Raw genomic sequence first — 20,933 nt, 5'->3', positions numbered from 1 at the left:
CGTGCGTGCCGGCCACCGCCAGTACCCAGCGATCCTGCAACACATGTTCCAGCAGCCACTGGGGGCCCGAGGTATAGGGAATACGACGATCCAGCACCGCCTCCACGCAGGGGTTGCCCCGACTCATGGCATTGCCCACCACCACCAGATCCGGCGCCGGATCCAGCTGGGCAGGATCGTAGCCTTCAATCAGCTCTATACCCTGCTCTTCAAGCTGGGTGCTCATCGGCGGATAGACATTGGCGTCGCTGCCGGTGACTCTATAGCCCAGCTGTTTGGCCAGTACCGCCAGTCCGCCCATGAAGGTGCCGCAAATACCGAGAATATGAATGTGCATAAAGTGCCCTTGGCTGCTGTATTGAGCGCATTCTAACAATCCACCGTCGCTTTGGGCACTTGTATGGTGATCTGTGCGACAACGGTTATAATGTGCGCCCGGTAACCGTTAACCATTTGTATAACAGATGTCCCCCGGCAAGGGTGATAAACTCGGTTATCAACCCGTCACAGACAACACTAAAGGAAACGTCATGAGCCTGAACCAGGTACCGGCCGGAAAGAGCCTGCCCGAAGATATCTATGTAGTGATCGAGATCCCGCAGAATGCCGATCCCATCAAATATGAAGTAGATAAAGACACCGGCGCGATTTTTGTCGACCGTTTCATGTCTACTCCCATGTTCTATCCCTGCAACTACGGCTACGTAAACCAGACCCTGTCTCTCGACGGTGACCCGGTTGACGTACTGGTACCTACGCCGCACCCGCTGGTGCCCGGCTCCGTGATCCGCTGCCGTCCGGTTGGCGTACTGAAGATGACCGACGAGTCTGGCGAAGATGCCAAGATAGTCGCGGTTCCGCACAGCAAGCTGACCAAGGAATACGACCACATTCAGGACGTCAACGACCTGCCCGAGCTGCTCAAGGCCCAGATCAAGCACTTCTTCGAACGCTACAAGGAGCTGGAAGCCAACAAGTGGGTGAAAGTGGAAGGCTGGGAAGACAAGGCCTCTGCCGTTGCCGAGATCATCAGCTCTGCCGAGCGTTACAACAAGGCTTGATTGCCTGCTGGTGACAAAACGCAAAAAAGAGCACTTCGGTGCTCTTTTTTATGTTCGAGGCGAGCGCAGAGACCAGAAGACGGGATAGGCTAAATAAGGCCTGTCCGGACCTTATTTTTTATTCAGGCTTATTCTATGATGGCGATGATGGTCGCCAGTATCCCCAGGCTTCCGAGATAGGCCACCAAAAGGAGCAGCCTGGCCATACCGGGTTTACCTTTCTGGATTTGTTGCATGTACATCCGGCGCTCCTCGTAAAATTAAAAACATAATTTTAACATAAGGTAAACCTGGTTAACAATGGCAGTGTATGAAGTCTAGAGCGGTCACGCAGAACCATAAAATCAAAAACCACCAGAAGCTACTGCTCGACCTGGCCGAGCAACGAGGACTGGCGGGTTTGCTGCACGGTGACTCACCGCTGAGTTTTGGCGACCGTTTCGAGATCCGTCACCAGCTGGATCAGGCCGCCCGGCAGAAAAATCTGGAGACCATCGTCAGCCTGGCAAGCCGGGAAGATTCCGACGGCGTCGGCAGCGAACCGGATCCCGACTGGCTGAGCCATTATCTGGAGCTGGCCGAGAATATCCGTCACCCCGCCATGCAGCAGTTTTGGGCCAACATACTGGCGCAGGAGATCAACCGTCCAGGCCATTGCTCCATTCAGGCCTTGAGCCGCCTGCGACAGATGACTCAGAAAGATGCGCTGCTGCTACAGAAGGCCGGCGGCCTCAGCTGCCATTTCGGTGACGATAATCTTCGTCTGCTGTTCGGTTACCAATACCGCACCCTGTTGCAGGGCCAGCGCCAGCAGAAGCTGAACCTGGGGCGCTATCGCCTGCCCTATGCCGGCTTGCTACAGCTGTTTGAACTGGGACTCTTGCATCAGGCGGAACTGGAGTCTGGCGAGTTATCGGTAACGACCCCCCTACGGCTGGAACTTAATCCGCAGAAAATGACGCTGCAACCGAAAAAGAAAGGCATTCGCCTGCTGTATTACCGCTTCACCACCATAGGTAACGAACTGGCCGGACTGATGGCGGAAACCACTCCGGCTGATTACCGGCTAGAGCTGCTGGATTTGCTGTCGCCGCTGGGACAACTGAGTCAGAAATGACTGGCGAGTGAAATGTGGGGCATAAGGCAGTCAAGGTAATCCGGTGCGGCGCTGTCGCCGCACCTTATGCGTGACTCCCAAAGGAGCTCTTCAGGCGTACTGTTCTTGCTCGATCTCGGTTTCGGGTCGGGGATTGAACCAGGCCAGCGAATCGGCCAGTGCCGCCACTTCACCGATGACCATCAGGGAGGGACTGACAACCAGCTCCGCCAGCGCGCCCAACTCCCTGAGCTCACCGCGTACCACGCGCTGATGTGCCGTGGTACCGCGTTCAATCAATGCCACCGGTGTGGCTTCATCCAGGCCGTTCTCAACCAGTCGCTGCTGAATATGGGCCGAGCGCATCAGCCCCATGTAGATCACCAGGGTCTGACGACCCCGGGCCAGCGAGGGCCAGTCCGGTTCCTTGCCGTCCTTTTTGCTATGGCCCGTGATAAATACCGCGCTCTGGGCATGATCTCTGTGGGTCAGAGGGATGCCCGCATAAGCGGTGGCACCGGCGGCTGCGGTGATGCCCGGCACGACCTGATAACGAATGCCGGCGGCTTTCAGGGTCTGCAGCTCTTCGGCACCGCGACCGAACATGAAGGGATCGCCCCCTTTCAGCCGCACTACTCGCTTGCCAGCCTGCGCCTGCTCCACCAGCAACTGATTGATTTGATCTTGGGGTACGCTGTAATGACCGGCTTTCTTGCCCACCGAAATCAACTCGGCCTCGGAACGGATCAGCGCCAGTATTTCTTCCGATACCAGTTGATCGAACAGCACCACCTCGGCTTTCTGCAGTTCGTTGAGCGCCTTGATGGTCAGCAAATCCGGATCACCCGGGCCGGCCCCCACCAGAATGACCTCTCCGGACTGAGGCGCCTGCATTTCCTGCTGCAACCAGAGCTCGGCGGCGGCAAGATTGCCCTGCTTCAGAAAGGCATTCAGGGTGGTATCGTCCTGAGTCCGGGCCCAGAACCGGCGCCGTGCATCGCTGCTGCCCATAGTCCGCTTGACCTTTTGCCGCAATTTTCCCGCCACCTGGCTGAGCTGCCCCCAGTGTTTCGGCAGCAAGGCATCCAGCCGGGCACGCAACAGACGCGCCAGCCAGGGGGCGTCGCCGCCGGTGCTGAAGGCCACCTGAATCGGGAGGCGCTCGACAATGGAAGGAAAGATCACCGCCGAGCGCTTGCTGTCATCGGCCTTGTTGACCAGCAGGCCGCGCAGATTGGCGAGCTGATAAACACGGGCATTGACCTCGGTGTTGTCGGTCGCCGCCACCACCAGAAACTGGTCATCGAGGTAACTTTCGGCAAACTCGTCATGCTGCCAGACAAACTGCGCCTGCAGCCGCTGCAGCTCGGGGGAAAGCTCGGGTGCGACCACGGTAACCCGGGCCCCTCGCGCCAGCAGTACCCGGACCTTGCGGGCCGCCACGACACCACCACCCACCACCAGACAAGGGCGTTGCTTGATTTTGATAAACAGGGGCAGATGTTCCATGGCCGGCTCCGTTGATTCATTGAGATAGACCGACTATAAACAGAAATGGCTAGCGCGCAAAAGAATATAAAATGATTTTTTATTCCAAATACGAATTAAAAACTGCAGGAAATCGAGAAGGAAGGATAAAGAAGCACGGCCGACCGAAGCCGACCCGTGCTGTTTGCTCAGATGCCGCTGCCGTCTGATTCGGGGGTTTCATGCAGGCCGCATTCCCGTTTCAAGCCATTGAAGCGGGTATCGGCTTCGCTCATGCCCGGCTCCCACTTGGTGGTGGTGTGTACATCGCCGACCGAGACATAGCCCTGCTCCCACAGCGGGTGATAGGGCAGATCGAATTCCTTGAGGTAGTAGTGAACGTCCTTGTTGCTCCAGTCGATAATCGGCAGAAACTTGAACAGACCGTTCTGCAACCCCAGCACCTGCAGCTTGTCGCGGGTATCGGACTGACTACGACGCAGGCCGGAAAACCAGGTGCTGGCCTGCAGGTCGCGCAGGGCACGCTTCATCGGCTCCACCTTGTTGAGCTGATTGTAGCGGCCTATGCCCTCGACTCCCTGCTCCCACAGCTTGCCGTAACGGGCTTCCTGCCAGGCCGCCGAGCTGGCGGCCTGATAGACCTTGAGGTTGAGGCCCAACCGCTCAGTCAGCTCGTCGATGAAACGATAGGTTTCCGGAAACAGATAGCCGGTATCGGTGAGGATCACCGGTATATCGGCCTTCTCTTGCGTCACCAGATGCAGCATGACCGCCGCCTGAATACCGAAACTGGAGGAGAGCACCGGCTTTCCTTCCAGACTCTCCAGTGCCCAGCGTACCCGCTCGGCGGCCGTCATGGCCGCCAGTTGCCGGTTCAGGGGCGCCAGAGATTCCTGCTGTTCCGCCCGGGACAGGCTGTTCAGCTCATCCAGGCTCGGCAGCAGACTAGATATCATAGTTGCTGGCATAAAAATCCCTCGCTGAATCTATCACCGGCGCTATGATCCCGGCCCGGATCACGAAGTCACCGAAGCCTTCACCCGCTTCCCGCTCGGACGCCCAGCGACCGATAAGAGCGTCCATCTCTGCCAGGATCTGGACGTCGGTGATGTTTTCCTTGTACATACGCGGAATGCGGGTGCCTTCCCGATTACCACCCAGGTGCAGGTTGTAACGCCCCGGCGCCTTGCCCACCAGACCAATCTCGGCCAGCATGGCCCGGCCACAGCCATTGGGGCAGCCGGTGACCCGGAAGATGATGTTTTCATGGGTCATACCATGTTTGGCCAGCAAGCCTTCGATGTCGGTGACATAGGCGGGCAGCATACGCTCCGCTTCGGCCATCGCCAGCGGACAGGTCGGCAGGGCCACACAGGCCATGGAATTCTTGCGCTGCTCCGAGACCCCCTCTTCCAGCAGGCCATGCGTCCGTGCCAGCCGCTCGATTTGAGCCTTGTCTTCGGCGGCGACGCCGGCGATGATCAGGTTCTGGTTGGCGGTGAGGCGGAAGTCGCCCTTGTGCACCCTGGCAATCTCGGCCATACCGCTCTTCAGCGACTTGCCCGGATAATCCAGCAGACGACCGTTTTCGATAAACAGGGTCAGATGGTGTTTACCATCGATGCCTGCTACCCAGCCGAAGCGATCGCCGCGCTCGGTAAACTCGTAGGGCCGCGTTTCGGCAAAGGCAATACCGGCCCGTTTCTCGACCTCGGCCTTGAATACCTCGACCCCGACCCGTTCCAGGGTGTACTTGGTCTTGGCGTTCTTGCGGTTGCTGCGGTTACCCATGTCGCGCTGGGTAGTCACCACGGCCGCCGCCACCTCCAGGGTGTGCGACAACGGAATAAAGCCGAAATCGGTGGCCTTGCGCGGGTAGGTGGCGTTGTCGCCGTGGGTCATGGCCAGGCCACCGCCCACCAATACGTTGAAGCCCACCAGCTTGCCGTTGTCGGCGATGGCGATGAAGTTCAGGTCATTGGCGTGCACGTCCACGTCATTCTGCGGCGGTATCACTACCGTGGTCTTGAACTTGCGCGGCAGGTAGTTGGAGCCGAGGATGGGCTCTTCATCCGGCGTATCCAGTCGCTCGCCGTCCAGCCAGATTTCGGTGTAGGCACGGGTTCTGGGCAACAGGTGCTCGGAAATCTTCTTGGCCCACTCGTAGGCTTCCTGATGCAACTCGGACTCGACCGGATTGCTGGTACAGAGTACGTTACGGTTGACGTCACCGGCGGTGGCGATGGAGTCGATACCGGTGCTGTTCAGCACCTGGTGCATGTGCTTGATGTCACGCTTGAGCACGCCGTGAAACTGGAAAGTCTGGCGGGTAGTCAGGCGGATGCTGCCGTAAATGCTGCTCTCTTCGGCAAACTTGTCGATCACCAGCCATTGTTCGGGGGTGATGATGCCGCCGGGCAGGCGGGCACGCAGCATGACGTTGTGCAGCGGCTCCAGCTTCTGGGCGGTACGCTCGTTGCGAATATCGCGATCGTCTTGCTGATACATGCCATGAAAGCGGATCAGCTGGAAGTTGTCGCCGTTGAAGCCGCCGGTCAATTCATCCTGCAGATCCTGCTCTATGGTGCCGCGCAGGAAGTTGCTCTCGCCCTTGAGCCGTTCGTTGTCGGACAGTTTTTGTTCGCTCATCAGTAAACATCCCTCTGGTAACGCTTGGCGCTGCGCAGCGCATCTACATATTCTTCGGCCTGTTCACGGCTCTTGTTGCCGTGCTCGGCCACCAGCTCGATCAGGGCCTCGTGTACGTCTTTGGCCATCCTGTTGGCATCACCACACACATAGAAGTGGGCGCCCTGCTCCAGCCAGGCATACACCTCGGCACCCTGTTCGCGCAGCTTGTGCTGCACGTAGACCTTTTCCTGCTGATCCCGGCTGAAGGCAAGCGAAATCTTGCTGAGCAGGCCGGATTTAACGTAACGCTGCCATTCGGTCTGGTAGAGAAAGTCCTGGGTAAAGTGCGGATTGCCGAAGAACAACCAGTTCTGGCCGGCCGCATCCCGGGCGTCCCGCTCCTGCATGAAGGCCCGGAACGGTGCTATGCCGGTGCCCGGCCCCACCATGATCACCGGCGTTTCGTCGCTGGCCGGCAGGCGGAAGTTGTCGTTGTGTTCGACAAAGACCCGTACCTGGCCGCCTTCTTCCAGCCGATCCGACAGGAAGGAAGAGGCGCCGCCGGCACGGGCTTCGCCGTCCTGTTCGAAACGCACCACGCCCACGGTCAGGTGTACTTCTTCTTCCACTTCCGCCTGGGACGAAGCGATGGAGTAGAGGCGCGGCGTCAGGCGGCGCAGGGCGCCCTGCAGCTGCTCGGCGGTGAGGCTGGCTGGCTGCTCCCGGACTATGTCCAGGATCTGGTGGTTGGCACAATATTCACGCAGAGCCGCCTTGTCGGCCAGCAACTGCTGCAGCCTGTCGGCACCGGACAGTTCGGCATAGGCCTGTACGAAGCCGGCGTAGCCCTGGGTCAGCTCGTAGTGGTTGATCAGCGCCTCGCGGATGCTGAGCGACTCATTATCTATCTTGACCGGGCTGTCGGGTGCCAGTTCAACCAGCGCCAACAGGGCATCGACCAGATTTTCGTCGTTGCTGAACCAGATACCCAGGGCATCGCCGGGCTGATAGTTCAGATCGGAGCCTTCGAGAGAAATCTCGAAATGACGGATATCCTTGTCGGAATCCCGGCCGGTGATCTTCTGATTGGTCACCAGCTCGGCGGCAAAGGGATGCTTCTTGTTGTAAAGACTGGCCGCGCCCTGGGTCAGGGGGACAGTCGGGGCCACGTCATTGGCGGCCTCCAGCTGCAGCGCATCCTTTACCAGCGCAACCACAGACTGGCTCCAGCTCTCGGCGGCCGCATCGTAGTCCACGTCGCAATCGAGCCTGCCCAGCAAGGGCGTGGCACCGGCCTTGCTCAGGTATTCGTCGAAGTCCTTGCCGGTCTGGCAGAAGAACTCGTAGGAAGAATCACCCAGTCCCAACACACCATAGTTCAGGCCATCCAGCTTGCCGGCCTTGCCGGCTTTCAGCTGCTTGTGGAACTCGATGGCATCATCGGGCGCCTCACCCTCGCCGTTGGTACTGGCGACGATCAGAACATGAGTCTCTTTCTTGAGCTGCTTTATCTTGTAGTCGGCCGCGTTGAACAGATCGACCGCCACGCCGTTGGCACTGGCCTGGGCCTTGAGTGCTTCGGCCACACCCTTGGCATTACCGGTCTGAGAGGCATAGATAATGGTCAGCTTACCCGCAGGCTGCGCGGCCACCGCAGGTGCCGGTGCAGGAATACCACCCGCCTGCTGGCTAATGCCGTAAAAATAACCACTGACCCAGGCCAGCTGAGTCGCGCTCAGCTCGGCTGCCACCTGAGTAAGCTTATGGACTTGCTGTTCGTTGAGCGGGCTGGCAGACGCCGCGAGTTCCTTTAAAAGCATGACATTCACTTCCACTTTTCCAGATTGGATACAGCTTAAGCCAAGGCAAGGAGAAACAATAAAGAATAAAAGATGATTTTTTATACTTATAAAGAATATGAAGAGGACCTCCGAGGGTAAAGAGTAAGGTATGCGGAGAATTGCGGGCCTGACTCGGGCTTATTTTACGCCTTACCGCTCACGGAATAAAAAAAGGCCCCCTTGCGGGAGCCCTTGTCTTATCAGCGAGTCGAGATAACTTTATTCTTCGTTGCCACCGGCCGCGTTCAGCAGGTTGGCCAGGTTCTGTTCGGCTTCGTCTGCCGATACTGTCACCGGCTGTTCCGGATTACGGTTGGCGTGGCGGCCCTGATGGTAGGCGAAACCGGTACCGGCAGGTACCAGACGGCCCACAATCACGTTTTCCTTCAGACCGCGCAGATCATCTACCTTGCCGGAGACGGCTGCTTCAGTCAGCACTCGGGTGGTTTCCTGGAAGGACGCCGCCGAGATGAAGGATTCGGTGCTCAGAGAAGCCTTGGTGATACCCATCAACACGTGACGGAAGACGACAGGCTGCTTGCCCTCGGCTTCCAGCGCACGGTTGGCCTGACGGATACGGACCACTTCGGCCTGTTCATTGGTGATGAAGTCGGAGTCACCGGCATTCAGGATCTCGGCACGACGCAGCATCTGACGAACGATAGTCTCGATGTGCTTGTCGTTGATCTTAACGCCCTGCAGACGGTAAACCTCCTGCACCTCGTTGACGATATAGTTCGCCACCGGGCTGATACCACGCAGACGCAGGATATCGTGCGGAGATTCGGGACCGTCGGCCAGCACTTCGCCTTTTTCGACCTTTTCACCTTCGAACACGTTGAGGTGACGCCATTTCGGAATCATCTCTTCGTAGGCATCGCCACCTTCCAGCGGGGTAATGACCAAACGGCGCTTGCCTTTGGTCTCTTTACCGAAGGAAATGGTGCCGGATACTTCGGCCAGAATGGCCGGCTCTTTCGGCTGGCGGGCTTCGAACAAGTCGGCAACCCGTGGCAGACCACCGGTGATGTCCTTGGTACCACTGGATTCCTGCGGGATACGCGCAACCGCGTCACCCACGTTCACCACGGCGCCATCTTCCAGGCTGACGATGGCACGGCCAGGCAGGAAGTACAGTGCGGACAGATCGGTACCGGGGATGAATACATCCTTGCCGGCATCGTCGACCAGTTTCACGGTCGGACGCAGCTCTTTACCGGAGCTCGGACGCTCGTTGACATCCATCACCACTATGCTGGACAGACCGGTCAGTTCGTCGGTCTGACGGCTGATGGTCACGCCGTCGATCATGTCGATGAACTTGATCTGGCCCGCTACCTCGGTAACGATCGGGTGTGTGTGCGGATCCCAGGTCGCGACTATCTGGCCAACCTGCACGGTCTCACCGTCGGCTTTATCCAGCAGCGCACCGTAAGGCAGCTTGTGGTTTTCCCGGGTCTGACCCATCTCGTCGATGATGTTCAGTTCGGAAGAACGCGACACGATAACGGTCTTGCCGTCGGCATTGGTCACGAACTTGGCGTTCTGCAGCTTGACGGTACCGGCGTTTTTCACCTGAATACTGTTTTCTGCCGCTGCCCGCGAGGCCGCACCACCGATGTGGAAGGTCCGCATGGTCAGCTGGGTACCGGGTTCACCGATGGACTGGGCAGCGATAACACCGACCGCTTCGCCCTGGTTGACCAGGTGGCCACGAGCCAGGTCACGACCGTAACAGTGGGCACAGACGCCATGGTCGTTATCACAGGTGATAACGGAGCGTACCTTGACCCGGTCGACGGAGTTTTCTTCCAGCTCGTCACACCACTTCTCGTCGAGCAGGGTGTTACGGGCAACCATGATTTCGTCTTCGGTACCCGGCTTGATCACGTCTTCCGCCACCACGCGACCCAGCACCCGCTCACGCAGGGGCTCAACCACGTCACCGCCTTCAATCAGGGAGGTGATCCACAGGCCACTGAAGGTGCCACAGTCATCGGTAGTAATCACCAGATCCTGAGCCACGTCCACCAGACGACGAGTCAGGTAACCGGAGTTAGCCGTCTTCAGTGCGGTATCCGCCAGACCCTTACGAGCACCGTGAGTCGAGATGAAGTACTGCAGTACGTTCAGACCTTCACGGAAGTTCGCGATAATCGGCGTTTCGATGATGGAGCCATCCGGCTTGGCCATCAGACCACGCATACCCGCCAGCTGACGGATCTGGGCGGCACTACCACGAGCACCGGAGTCGGCCATCATGAAGATGCTGTTGAACGAGTCCTGCAGCTCTTCCTTGCCGTCACGGTTGGTAACCACGTCTTTCGACAGGTTTTCCATCATCGCCTTGGACACGCGCTCGTTGGCGCTGGCCCAGATATCGATAACCTTGTTGTAACGCTCACCGGCGGTAACCAGACCAGACTGGAACTGCTCCTGGATTTCGGTTACTTCCGCTTCGGCATCGGCAATGATGTCCTTCTTGGCATCCGGGATCACCATGTCGTTGATACCGACAGATACGCCGGACAGGGTGGCGTAATGGAAGCCGGTATACATCAGCTGATCGGCAAAGATAACCGAATCTTTCAGACCCAGACGACGGTAACAACCGTTCAGCAGCTTGGAGATCTGCTTCTTGCCCATGGCCTGATCGATCATGCCGAACGGCAGACCCTTGGGCACGATCAGGGACAGGATGGCACGACCGACGGTGGTGTCACGGATAGCGGTCGTTTTCACTTCGCTGCCGTCTTCCATACGTTCGAAGTCGGTGATCCGTACCTTGACCCGGGCGTGCAGTTCGGCGTGGCCGGCACGATAGACCTTTTCGGCCTCTTTCGCACTGGTCAGCAACATGCCCTCGCCCTTGGCGTTGATCTTGTCGCGGGTCATGTAATACAGACCCAGTACCACGTCCTGTGAGGGAACTATGATAGGTTCGCCGTTGGCCGGTGACAGGATGTTGTTGGTAGACATCATCAGGGCACGGGCTTCAAGCTGGGCTTCTATGGTCAGCGGTACGTGTACCGCCATCTGGTCACCATCGAAGTCGGCGTTATAGGCCGCACACACCAGGGGGTGCAGCTGAATCGCCTTGCCTTCGATCAGCACAGGCTCGAACGCCTGGATACCCAGACGGTGCAGCGTCGGTGCCCGGTTCAACAGTACCGGATGCTCGCGAATCACCTCGTCCAGGATATCCCAGACCACGGCTTCCTCGCGCTCGACCATCTTCTTGGCCGCCTTGATGGTGGTGGCCAGGCCGCGGGCTTCCAGCTTGCCGTAGATGAAGGGCTTGAACAGCTCCAGTGCCATCTTCTTGGGCAGACCGCACTGATGCAGACGCAGGGTCGGACCTACTGTGATAACGGAACGACCGGAATAGTCGACCCGCTTACCCAGCAGGTTCTGACGGAAGCGACCCTGTTTACCCTTGATCATGTCGGCCAGGGACTTCAGCGGGCGCTTGTTGGAGCCGGTGATGGCACGGCCACGACGACCGTTGTCCAGCAGCGCATCCACAGATTCCTGCAGCATCCGCTTTTCGTTGCGCACTATAATATCGGGCGCAGCCAGATCCAGCAGGCGCTTCAGACGGTTGTTACGGTTGATCACCCGACGGTACAGATCGTTCAGATCCGAGGTCGCAAAGCGGCCCCCGTCCAGCGGTACCAGCGGACGCAGATCCGGCGGCAGCACCGGCAATACCGTCATGACCATCCACTCGGGCTTGTTGCCCGAACCAAAGAAGGCTTCCATCAGCTTGAAGCGTTTGGTGATCTTCTTGCGCTTGGTTTCGGAGTTGGTCTGACCCAGCTCTTCGCGCATGGTGTTGATTTCGCTTTCCAGATCGATGGCGCGCAGCAAAGCCAGTACGGCCTCGGCACCCATCTTGGCGTCGAATTCATCACCCCATTCTTCCAGCGCATCCAGGTACTGTTCTTCAGACAGCATCTGGCTCCGCTCCAGGTTGGTCATACCCGGTTCGATAACGACGAAGGATTCGAAGTACAGTACCCGCTCGATGTCGCGCAGGGTCATGTCCAGCAACAGGCCGATACGGCTGGGCAGGGACTTCAAAAACCAGATATGGGCAACCGGGCTGGCCAGCTCGATGTGACCCATACGCTCGCGGCGCACCTTGGTCTGGGTAACTTCAACGCCACATTTTTCGCAGATAACACCGCGGTGCTTGAGGCGCTTGTACTTACCGCACAGACACTCATAGTCCTTGACCGGACCAAAAATCCGGGCACAGAAAAGGCCGTCACGCTCCGGCTTGAAGGTACGGTAGTTAATGGTCTCTGGCTTCTTGACTTCGCCATAGGACCAAGAGCGGATCATGTCCGGCGAAGCCAGACCGATTTTGATACCGTCAAACTCTTCGGTCTTATTCTGCGCTTTCAAAAACTTAAGCAAGTCTTTCACGTTAGTCTCCTGTGAGGAGTTCTACCTGGGCGCCCCACCCTCCCGAAGAAGAAGGGGCGCCGTTATTTCCGAGGCAGTCTGTCGCCTTAACTTTCGTCCAGCTCGATGTTGATACCGAGGGAGCGAATTTCCTTCAACAGTACGTTGAAGGACTCGGGCATGCCCGGCTCCATACGGTGATCGCCGTCCACGATGTTCTTGTACATCTTGGTACGACCGTTAACATCGTCCGACTTGACGGTCAGCATTTCCTGCAGAGTATAGGCGGCACCGTATGCTTCCAGTGCCCACACTTCCATCTCACCGAAACGCTGACCACCGAACTGGGCTTTACCACCCAGCGGCTGCTGGGTAACCAGACTGTAGGAGCCAGTAGAACGGGCATGCATCTTGTCGTCCACCAGGTGGTTCAACTTCAGCATGTACATATAGCCCACGGTGACCGGACGCTCGAAGGTGTTACCGGTACGACCGTCGAACAGGGTGATCTGACCGGATTCCGGCAGATCGGCCAGCTTCAGCAGGCGCTTGATCTCTTGCTCGCTTGCACCATCGAACGCCGGCGTGGCAATCGGCACACCCTTGCGCAGGTTATTGGCCAGCACCCGGACTTCTTCGTCGCTGAAGGTGGACAGATCCACTTTCTGCTGCACGTTGTCACCCAGGTTATAAACTTCCTGGATGAAGTCGCGCAGGCGGGCCAGCTCTTGCTGTTCCTTGATCATGCGGTCGATTTTCTCGCCAACACCCTTGGCCGCGAGGCCCATGTGCGTTTCGAGGATCTGACCGATGTTCATCCGCGACGGTACGCCCAGCGGGTTCAGTACGATATCGACCGGGGTGCCATATTCATCGTGCGGCATGTCTTCTACCGGCACTATGGTGGAAATAACACCCTTGTTACCGTGACGACCCGCCATCTTGTCACCCGGCTGAATACGACGCTTGACCGCCAGGTAAACCTTGACGATTTTCAGGACGCCCGGGGCCAGATCATCGCCCTGGGTGATTTTGCGACGCTTGTTCTCGAACTTCTTGTCGAAGTCGGCTTTCAGCTCGGCGTGCTGCTCGGCGAGCTGTTCCAGCTCGATTTGCTTGGCTTCGTCGTCAATCGCCTGTTCCAGCAACTGGTTACGGGCTATTTTCTCGACCTGTGCCGCACTGACACCGGAGGCGATCAGCACGTTGCGGGCACGGGCGTATACGCCGTCTTCGAGGATGCTGAACTCTTCGGTCAGATCTTTCTTGGCCTGCTTGAGCTGCATGTGCTCGATGTCCTGAGCACGCTTGTCTTTTTCCACACCATCGCGGGTAAAGACCTGCACGTCGATGACGGTGCCGAATACGGAATTGGGAACCCGCAGTGAAGAGTCCTTCACGTCGGATGCCTTCTCACCGAAGATGGCTCGCAGCAGCTTCTCCTCGGGGGTCAGCTGGCTTTCGCCTTTCGGCGTCACCTTGCCGACCAGGATATCGCCGGGCTGCATTTCTGCACCCACGTACACGATACCCGACTCATCCAGCTTGCTCAGCGCCGCTTCACCCACGTTGGGGATGTCGGCGGTGATCTCTTCCGGACCCAGTTTGGTGTCACGGGAGATACAGGTCAGTTCCTGAATGTGAATGGTGGTCAGGCGATCTTCTTCAACCAGCCGCTCGTTCAGCAAGATGGAATCTTCGAAGTTGTAGCCGTTCCAGGGCATGAAGGCGACGCGCAGGTTCTGACCCAGCGCCAGTTCGCCCAGATCGGTGGACGGGCCATCGGCCAGTACGTCACCGGCCAGTACCCGCTCGCCCGGCATCACACAAGGACGCTGGTTGATACAGGTGTTCTGGTTGGAACGGGTGTACTTGGTCAGGTTATAGATGTCGATACCGGCTTCACCCGGCAGCATCTCTTCTTCGTTAACCTTGACCACGATGCGGGAAGCGTCGGCATAGTCGACGGTACCGCCACGCTTGGCGACCGCGGTCACACCGGAGTCTACCGCCACCGCGCGCTCGATACCGGTACCTACCAGCGGCTTGTCGGCGCGCAGGGTCGGTACGGCCTGACGTTGCATGTTCGAACCCATCAGGGCTCGGTTGGCATCATCGTGCTCGAGGAAGGGGATCAGGGAGGCTGCAACAGAAACGATCTGCTGCGGGCTCACGTCCATGTACTGGACCTGATCCGCATTCATGTAGGTGGCTTCACCCTTGTGACGAGACGGTACCAGCTCGTCCAGCAGACGACCTTCTTCATCGATGGCCGCGTTGGCCTGGGCGATCACGAAGTGACCTTCCTCGATGGCGGACAGGTAATCCACTTCATCGGTAATCTTGCTGTCGATCACCTTACGATACGGAGTCTCGAGGAAACCGTATTCGTTGGTGCGCGAGTAGCAGGCCAATGAGTTGATCAGACCGATGTTCGGACCTTCAGGCGTTTCGATGGGACACAGACGACCGTAGTGGGTCGGGTGTACATCTCGTACTTCAAAGCCGGCGCGCTCACGGGTCAGACCGCCCGGGCCCAGGGCCGAAATACGACGCTTGTGGGTAACTTCCGACAGCGGGTTGTTCTGATCCATGAACTGGGACAGCTGGCTGGAACCGAAGAATTCCTTAACGGCCGCCGAAATCGGCTTGGCGTTAATCAAATCCTGTGGCATCAGGGTGTCCAGATCGCCCAGCGACAGCCGCTCTTTCACCGCCCGCTCAACGCGGACCAGACCGACGCGGAACTGGTTCTCTGCCATTTCGCCCACGGAGCGAATACGACGGTTACCCAGGTGGTCGATATCGTCCACTTCGTCGTTACCGTTACGGATGTCGATCAGACGCTTCATCACGTCGACGATGTCGGACTTGGTCAGGGTACCGGCACCGGTAGACTCTTCACGGAGCAGGCGACGGTTGAACTTCATCCGGCCTACGGTGGAGAGATCGTACCGGTCTTCGGAGAAGAACAGGTTTTCGAACAGGGTATCGGCAGCTTCGCGGGTCGGCGGCTCGCCGGGACGCATCATGCGGTAGATTTCCACCAGCGCTTCGAGGCGGCTGTTGGAGGAATCGATACGCAGGGTCTCGGACATGTAGGCGCCGTGATCCAGTTCGTTGGTGAACAGGGTCTCGAACTGCTTGATGCCGGCCACAGACAGGTTGGCCAGGTTTTCCAGGCTCAGCTCGCTGTTGGCAGGAATAATCACTTCACCGGTATCGGCGTTGATATAGTCCTTGGCGGCAACTTTACCGACGGCATATTCCACCGGTACTTCAATCTTGTCGATGCCGGCCTTTTCCAGTTGACGGATATGGCGGGCAGTAATACGGCGTCCGGTTTCAACCAGTACTTCGCCATCCACCTGGATGTCGAAAGAAGCGGTATCACCACGCAGGCGCTCTGGCTTGAGCTCCATCATCAACTTGCCGTCGGTCACCTCGAAACGGGTCGTTTCGAAGAAAAGGTCCAGGATCTCTTCGGTGGTGAACTCCAGGGCACGCAGTATGATGGACGCGGGCAGCTTGCGACGACGGTCAATACGAACGAACAGATTGTCTTTCGCATCAAACTCAAAATCGAGCCAGGAACCACGGTAGGGGATCACGCGCGCGTTATACAGGACCTTACCGGAAGAGTGGGTCTTGCCACGATCATGATCGAAAAACACACCCGGGCTGCGATGCAGCTGGGAGACAATTACCCGCTCGGTACCGTTGATCACGAAGGTACCGTTTTCAGTCATGAGCGGGATTTCGCCCATGTAGACTTCTTGCTCTTTGATGTCCTTGACAGTACCGGCCGCAGCCTCTCTGTCATACAGGACCATCCGCAACTTCACACGCAGCGGTGCCGAATAGGTTACACCACGGATTTGACATTCCTGCACGTCAAACACGGGCTCACCCAGACGGAAGCTGACATACTGCAATTCGGCAGTGCCGGAATAGCTGGTGATGGGGAAAACGCTGCGGAAAGCCGCTTCCAGTCCGTACTCGCCTTGCGGATCTGCTTCAATAAACTGTTTGAAGGAGTCAAGCTGGATTGATAGCAGGTAAGGCGTGTCCAAGACCTGGTCACGTTTACCGAAGTCCTTACGAATGCGCTTTTTCTCTGTGTAAGAGTAAACCATAGGGTTCCTCAGCTCGCTGATAAGTGACCCACTCTGTCCAAATGGGACAGCTCTAAAACATCGTTTTTTGTCAGACCGAATGTCTCGACAACACCCGGTGGCTGGTACAACAAGAGGCAGAAACGATGTGAAAATTCCTCTCATCCCACAGCGCAAAAGGGCCGGTGAATAAAGATTCACCAGCCCTAGCCTGATTTCTCAGGCCGCTAAGCTATAAAATAGCTTATTTGAGCTCAACAGAAGCACCGGCTTCTTCGAGTTCTTTCTTCAGTGCTTCGGCTTCGCCTTTGCTCAGTGCTTCTTTAACAGCACACGGAGCGGCTTCAACCAGGCCCTTGGCTTCTTTCAGGCCCAGACCGGTAGCAGAACGTACGGCTTTGATAACAGAAACCTTGTTGGCGCCAGCTGCAGTCAGCATAACGTCAAATTCAGTCTGCTCTTCTACAGCAGCAGCTTCGCCAGCAACGGCAACAGCAGCAGCGGCAGAAACGCCGAACTTCTCTTCCATAGCTTCGATCAGTTCAACAACTTGCATTACAGACATTTCTGCAACGGCTTCGATGATTTGGTCTTTAGTGATAGACATGACTCAAATTCCTAATGTTCTGAAGTTTTCGGTAATCAAGCAGCCAGAAACAGCTTAGGCGGCTTCGGCTTCTTTCTTGTCGCGCAGGGCAGCGATGGTACGAACCAGCTTGCCAGCGGAGGCTTCTTTCATAGTCGCCATCAGCTTCGCAATTGCTTCGTCGTAAGTCGGCAGTTTTGCGAGACGGTCAATATCGGCTGCGGGGATGAACTCGCCCTCATATGCCAGACCTTTTACCTCGAAGGCGTTTTGCTCTTTGGCAAAATCCTTGAACAGACGAGCGGCAGCGCCCGGGTGTTCGTTGGAAAACGCAATCAGGGTAGGACCAACAAATACCTCGTTCAGGCATTCATAGCTGGTCTCTTGCACGGCCAGGCGAGCCAGAGTGTTACGGACTACCTTGAGGTAGATTCCGTTTTCACGGGCTTGCTTGCGCAGTGTGGTCATGGCAGCCACGGTAACGCCGCGAGAATCGGCAACTACCGCAGACAGGGCGCCCTTGGCAGCTTCGTTGACTTCAGCAACAATTGCTTTTTTGTCGTCGAGTCTTAATGCCATTGGCTAAACTCCTGGATCCACCTGGGATATACCCAGATTAAACACACGCCCCTTATTCACAAGGGGCACCAAGGTGGCAGATTCCAGAAGAAAGGAATGCTTTCTAACTGGGTCCCGGCACCATCTACGCTGGAAAATTAAGACGTTAAAGTCTCCAGCGGTCTTGGACGGGAGTCGAAGCCCCCAACCAAATCACAAGGCGCAAAATTCTACGGGAATCATTGCGCCTTGTAAATGCTTATTAAGCGTCCAGGCTAGCCTGTTCGATAGTCACGCCGGCACCCATGGTGGTGGACAGGGTAACTTTCTTGATGAACACGCCTTTGGCGGAAGCAGGCTTGGCGCGCTTGAGCGCACCCAGCAGGGCTTCCAGGTTGCCTTTCAGGCTTTCAGCGTCGAAATCAACCTTACCGATAGTGGTGTGGATGATACCGTTCTTGTCATTGCGGTAGCGTACCTGACCGGCCTTGGCGTTTTTAACGGCTTCGGCTACGTTCGGGGTCACGGTACCTACTTTCGGGTTAGGCATCAGGCCGCGCGGGCCCAGGATCTGACCCAGCTGACCAACAACGCGCATGGCATCGGGAGAGGCGATAACGACGTCGAAGTCCATTTCGCCTTTCTTGACCAGCTCGGCCAGATCGTCCATACCAACCAGTTCGGCACCGGCAGCCTTGGCGGCTTCGGCATTGGCGCCCTGGGCGAACACGGCAACGCGAACGTCACGACCGGTGCCGTTAGGCAGTACGGTAGCACCACGTACGTTCTGGTCGGATTTACGCGCGTCGATGCCCAGGTTAACGGCAACATCGATGCTTTCTACGAATTTGGCGGTGGCCAGCTCTTGCAGCAGGGCAACGGCTTCGTTGATTTGGTACTCTTTGGTGGCGTTTACACGCTCACGGATAGTACGCATACGCTTAGTCAGTTTAGCCATCGTCTTAGCCCTCCACTACCAGGCCCATGGACCGGGCAGTACCTTCGATACAACGAACACGAGCATCCACATCGGCGCCGGTCATGTCTTTCTGCTTCACGCCGGCAATTTCTTCCAGCTGAGCGCGGGTAACGGTACCCACCTTATTGGTGTTGGGCTTGCCGGAACCGGACTTGAGACCAGCCGCTTTCAGCAGCAGGAAGGCTGCAGGCGGAGTCTTGGTTTCGAAGGTGAAGGAGCGGTCGCTGTACACGGTGATGATAACCGGAGTAGGCGAGCCTTTTTCCAGGCTTTCTGTACGGGCGTTGAACGCCTTACAGAATTCCATGATGTTAACGCCGTGCTGACCCAGGGCAGGACCAACGGGCGGACTCGGGTTAGCTGCACCGGCTGCAACCTGCAGCTTGATGTAGGCTTGTACTTTCTTAGCCATTTATTAATACCTCGTGAATGGGTGTTAGCGCCTCGGAGTCAAGCTCCTGAATCGGCTCCCCAGTGTTAAAAGGGCGGCAAATTGTAGTTTTATTTGCCGCCCCTCGCAAGTTTTATGGCTGAATTTCGCTCAGGATTTTTCTACCTGACCAAACTCCAGTTCCACCGGTGTAGAACGGCCGAAGATGAGTACCGATACCTTGACCCTGCTCTTCTCGTAATCGACCGATTCAACCACACCGTTGAAGTCGGCGAAAGGACCGTCGGAAACGCGAACCACTTCGCCTGGCTCGAACAGGGTCTTCGGTTTCGGCTTGTCGATCGCATCCTGCAGGCGATTAAGGATGGCGTCGGCTTCCTTGTCGGAAATCGGCGCCGGACGCTCGGGCGTACCACCGATAAAGCCCATGACCCGGGGGATACTGCGCACCAGGTGCCAGGTGGCATCGTTCATCTGCATCTGCACCAGCACATAGCCTGGGAAGAATTTGCGTTCACTTTTACGTTTCTGACCGGCGCGCATTTCTACCACTTCTTCGGTAGGAACCAGCACTTCGCCGAACTGTTCTTCCATGTCCTGCATCTTGATATATTCACGCAGCGTCTTGGAGACGCGACCTTCATACCCGGAAAACGCCTGGACCACATACCAACGCATTCTTTGTTCTGGTTCTGACATGGTTAATCCTTATACTCCGGTGACCAGATTGACCAGCCACACCAGCAGGCCATCCAGCAAAAACAGAAAAAGGCCAACCAGAGCGGTGACGGCCAATACAATCAGGGTGGTCTGGATAGCTTCCTGGCGACTCGGCCAGACAACTTTACGCATTTCCAGACGGGATTCTTTGGCAAAGGCAAAGCTGTTCTTGCCTTTCTGGGTCTGATAGGCCAGCAAACCGGCGACGCCGGCAGCCACTACGACGCCGGCAGCGCGAATAACCACCGCCAGATCACTATAGAGATAATTGGCGACCACGGCCGCGATCAAAATAATGAAAACCAGCCCCCATAACAGGGTGTCTTTGGCCCCGCCCTGGCTCTCGGTGTTTGCACTCATAAGCTACCTGTCTAAAAACTTGAAGTCTGTCACAGACGCGAAAACCCCGCTGGTGGCGAGGTAAGTGGCAGGGGCGGAGGGACTCGAACCCCCAACCGTCGGTTTTGGAGACCGCCGTTCTACCAATTGGAACTACGCCCCTAATACAAGAAAGCCCCTATTATAGGGGCTTTCCGATGCGATTGTAAGCGCAATTACTCGATGATTTTGGCTACTACGCCGGCACCAACGGTACGGCCACCTTCACGGATGGCGAAGCGCAAACCCTCTTCCATCGCGATGGGAGCAATCAGATTAACCACCATCTGGATGTTGTCGCCGGGCATCACCATTTCAACGCCTTCCGGCAGCTCTATGGTACCGGTCACGTCAGTAGTACGGAAGTAGAATTGGGGCCGATAGCCTTTGAAGAATGGCGTGTGACGACCACCTTCGTCCTTGGACAGTACGTAGACTTCAGACTCGAAGCCGGTGTGCGGGTTGATGGAGCCCGGCTTGGCCAGCACCTGACCACGCTCAACGTCTTCACGCTTGGTACCACGCAGCAGAACACCTACGTTCTCACCGGCACGACCTTCATCCAGCAGCTTGCGGAACATTTCAACGCCGGTACAAGTGGTCTTGATGGTATCTTTGATACCCACGATTTCCACTTCTTCACCCACTTTAACGATACCGCGCTCAACACGACCGGTAA

General features: G+C 57.1%; 16 protein-coding genes and 1 tRNA gene. 2 read left to right on the top strand and 15 right to left on the bottom strand.

Translation table 11 applies throughout. From position 1 onward, the window contains the following. The coding region (locus tag ACLEIV_RS16570) for a Mur ligase domain-containing protein (protein WP_410457730.1) at positions 1–337 on the bottom strand (337 nt) is incomplete at its 3' end. A 193-nt stretch (positions 338–530) separates the two neighbouring features. On the opposite strand from ACLEIV_RS16570, the gene ppa reads away from it, so the two are divergent. Then, positions 531–1,061, top strand: a complete 531-nt coding sequence (gene ppa / locus ACLEIV_RS16565) for an inorganic diphosphatase (RefSeq protein WP_410457729.1) — start codon at positions 531–533, stop codon at positions 1,059–1,061. Between the two features lie 310 nt (positions 1,062–1,371). Then, a complete protein-coding gene (locus ACLEIV_RS16560) occupies positions 1,372–2,178 on the top strand; it encodes a TIGR03899 family protein (protein WP_410457728.1) in 807 nt (268 codons plus the stop codon). 90 nt (positions 2,179–2,268) lie between these two features. Here the strand turns inward: ACLEIV_RS16560 and cysG are convergent, their stop codons facing one another. From cysG to ACLEIV_RS16490, 14 genes are all read right to left on the bottom strand, one after another. Beyond that, positions 2,269–3,666 (bottom strand): siroheme synthase CysG, encoded by a 1,398-nt coding sequence (gene cysG / locus ACLEIV_RS16555; protein WP_410457727.1) that lies wholly within the window; start codon positions 3,664–3,666, stop codon positions 2,269–2,271. A 167-nt stretch (positions 3,667–3,833) separates the two neighbouring features. Beyond that, complete coding sequence (locus ACLEIV_RS16550; protein WP_477529397.1) at positions 3,834–4,613, bottom strand: phosphoadenylyl-sulfate reductase; 780 nt, start codon at positions 4,611–4,613, stop codon at positions 3,834–3,836. Continuing rightward, positions 4,591–6,294 carry an assimilatory sulfite reductase (NADPH) hemoprotein subunit gene (cysI, locus tag ACLEIV_RS16545; protein ID WP_410457726.1) on the bottom strand — a complete coding sequence of 568 codons (1,704 nt, stop codon included), beginning with the start codon at positions 6,292–6,294 and terminating at the stop codon, positions 4,591–4,593. Before cysI ends, ACLEIV_RS16550 begins: the two co-directional genes overlap by 23 nt. Beyond that, positions 6,294–8,096 (bottom strand): assimilatory sulfite reductase (NADPH) flavoprotein subunit, encoded by a 1,803-nt coding sequence (locus ACLEIV_RS16540; protein ID WP_410457725.1) that lies wholly within the window; start codon positions 8,094–8,096, stop codon positions 6,294–6,296. The genes cysI and ACLEIV_RS16540 overlap by 1 nt, the downstream gene beginning before the upstream one ends. A 240-nt stretch (positions 8,097–8,336) precedes the next feature. After that, positions 8,337–12,548, bottom strand: coding sequence for a DNA-directed RNA polymerase subunit beta' (gene rpoC / locus ACLEIV_RS16535; RefSeq protein WP_410457724.1), 4,212 nt, complete (start codon positions 12,546–12,548; stop codon positions 8,337–8,339). A gap of 86 nt (positions 12,549–12,634) precedes the next feature. Next, the gene (gene rpoB, locus ACLEIV_RS16530) at positions 12,635–16,663 is read right to left on the bottom strand and encodes a DNA-directed RNA polymerase subunit beta (protein WP_410457723.1); all 4,029 of its coding nucleotides are present in this window, start codon (positions 16,661–16,663) and stop codon (positions 12,635–12,637) included. Positions 16,664–16,886: 223 nt separating this feature from the next. Continuing rightward, complete coding sequence (gene rplL, locus ACLEIV_RS16525; protein ID WP_188629282.1) at positions 16,887–17,249, bottom strand: 50S ribosomal protein L7/L12; 363 nt, start codon at positions 17,247–17,249, stop codon at positions 16,887–16,889. Between the two features lie 54 nt (positions 17,250–17,303). Further along, a complete protein-coding gene (gene rplJ, locus ACLEIV_RS16520; protein WP_410457722.1) occupies positions 17,304–17,807 on the bottom strand; it encodes a 50S ribosomal protein L10 in 504 nt (167 codons plus the stop codon). Positions 17,808–18,048: 241 nt separating this feature from the next. Beyond that, entirely contained in the window at positions 18,049–18,744 is a 696-nt protein-coding gene (gene rplA / locus ACLEIV_RS16515) for a 50S ribosomal protein L1 (RefSeq protein ID WP_410457721.1), read from the bottom strand. 4 nt (positions 18,745–18,748) lie between these two features. Beyond that, positions 18,749–19,177: a 50S ribosomal protein L11 gene (gene rplK, locus ACLEIV_RS16510; RefSeq protein ID WP_410457720.1), complete on the bottom strand. Its 429-nt coding sequence runs from the start codon at positions 19,175–19,177 to the stop codon at positions 18,749–18,751. Between the two features lie 129 nt (positions 19,178–19,306). Then, positions 19,307–19,855, bottom strand: coding sequence for a transcription termination/antitermination protein NusG (gene nusG, locus ACLEIV_RS16505; RefSeq protein WP_410457719.1), 549 nt, complete (start codon positions 19,853–19,855; stop codon positions 19,307–19,309). Positions 19,856–19,864: 9 nt separating this feature from the next. Next, positions 19,865–20,236, bottom strand: coding sequence for a preprotein translocase subunit SecE (gene secE / locus ACLEIV_RS16500; RefSeq protein ID WP_410457718.1), 372 nt, complete (start codon positions 20,234–20,236; stop codon positions 19,865–19,867). A 65-nt stretch (positions 20,237–20,301) separates the two neighbouring features. Further along, positions 20,302–20,378, bottom strand: a tRNA-Trp gene (locus ACLEIV_RS16495). Positions 20,379–20,430: 52 nt separating this feature from the next. Beyond that, positions 20,431–20,933: EF-Tu C-terminal domain-related protein (locus tag ACLEIV_RS16490; protein ID WP_410457717.1), on the bottom strand; the 503-nt coding region annotated here is incomplete at its 5' end.

The organism is Oceanisphaera submarina, from assembly GCF_046521305.1.
Classification (GTDB): domain Bacteria; phylum Pseudomonadota; class Gammaproteobacteria; order Enterobacterales; family Aeromonadaceae; genus Oceanimonas; species Oceanimonas submarina.
This window is presented reverse-complemented; position numbering and strand designations above follow the sequence as displayed.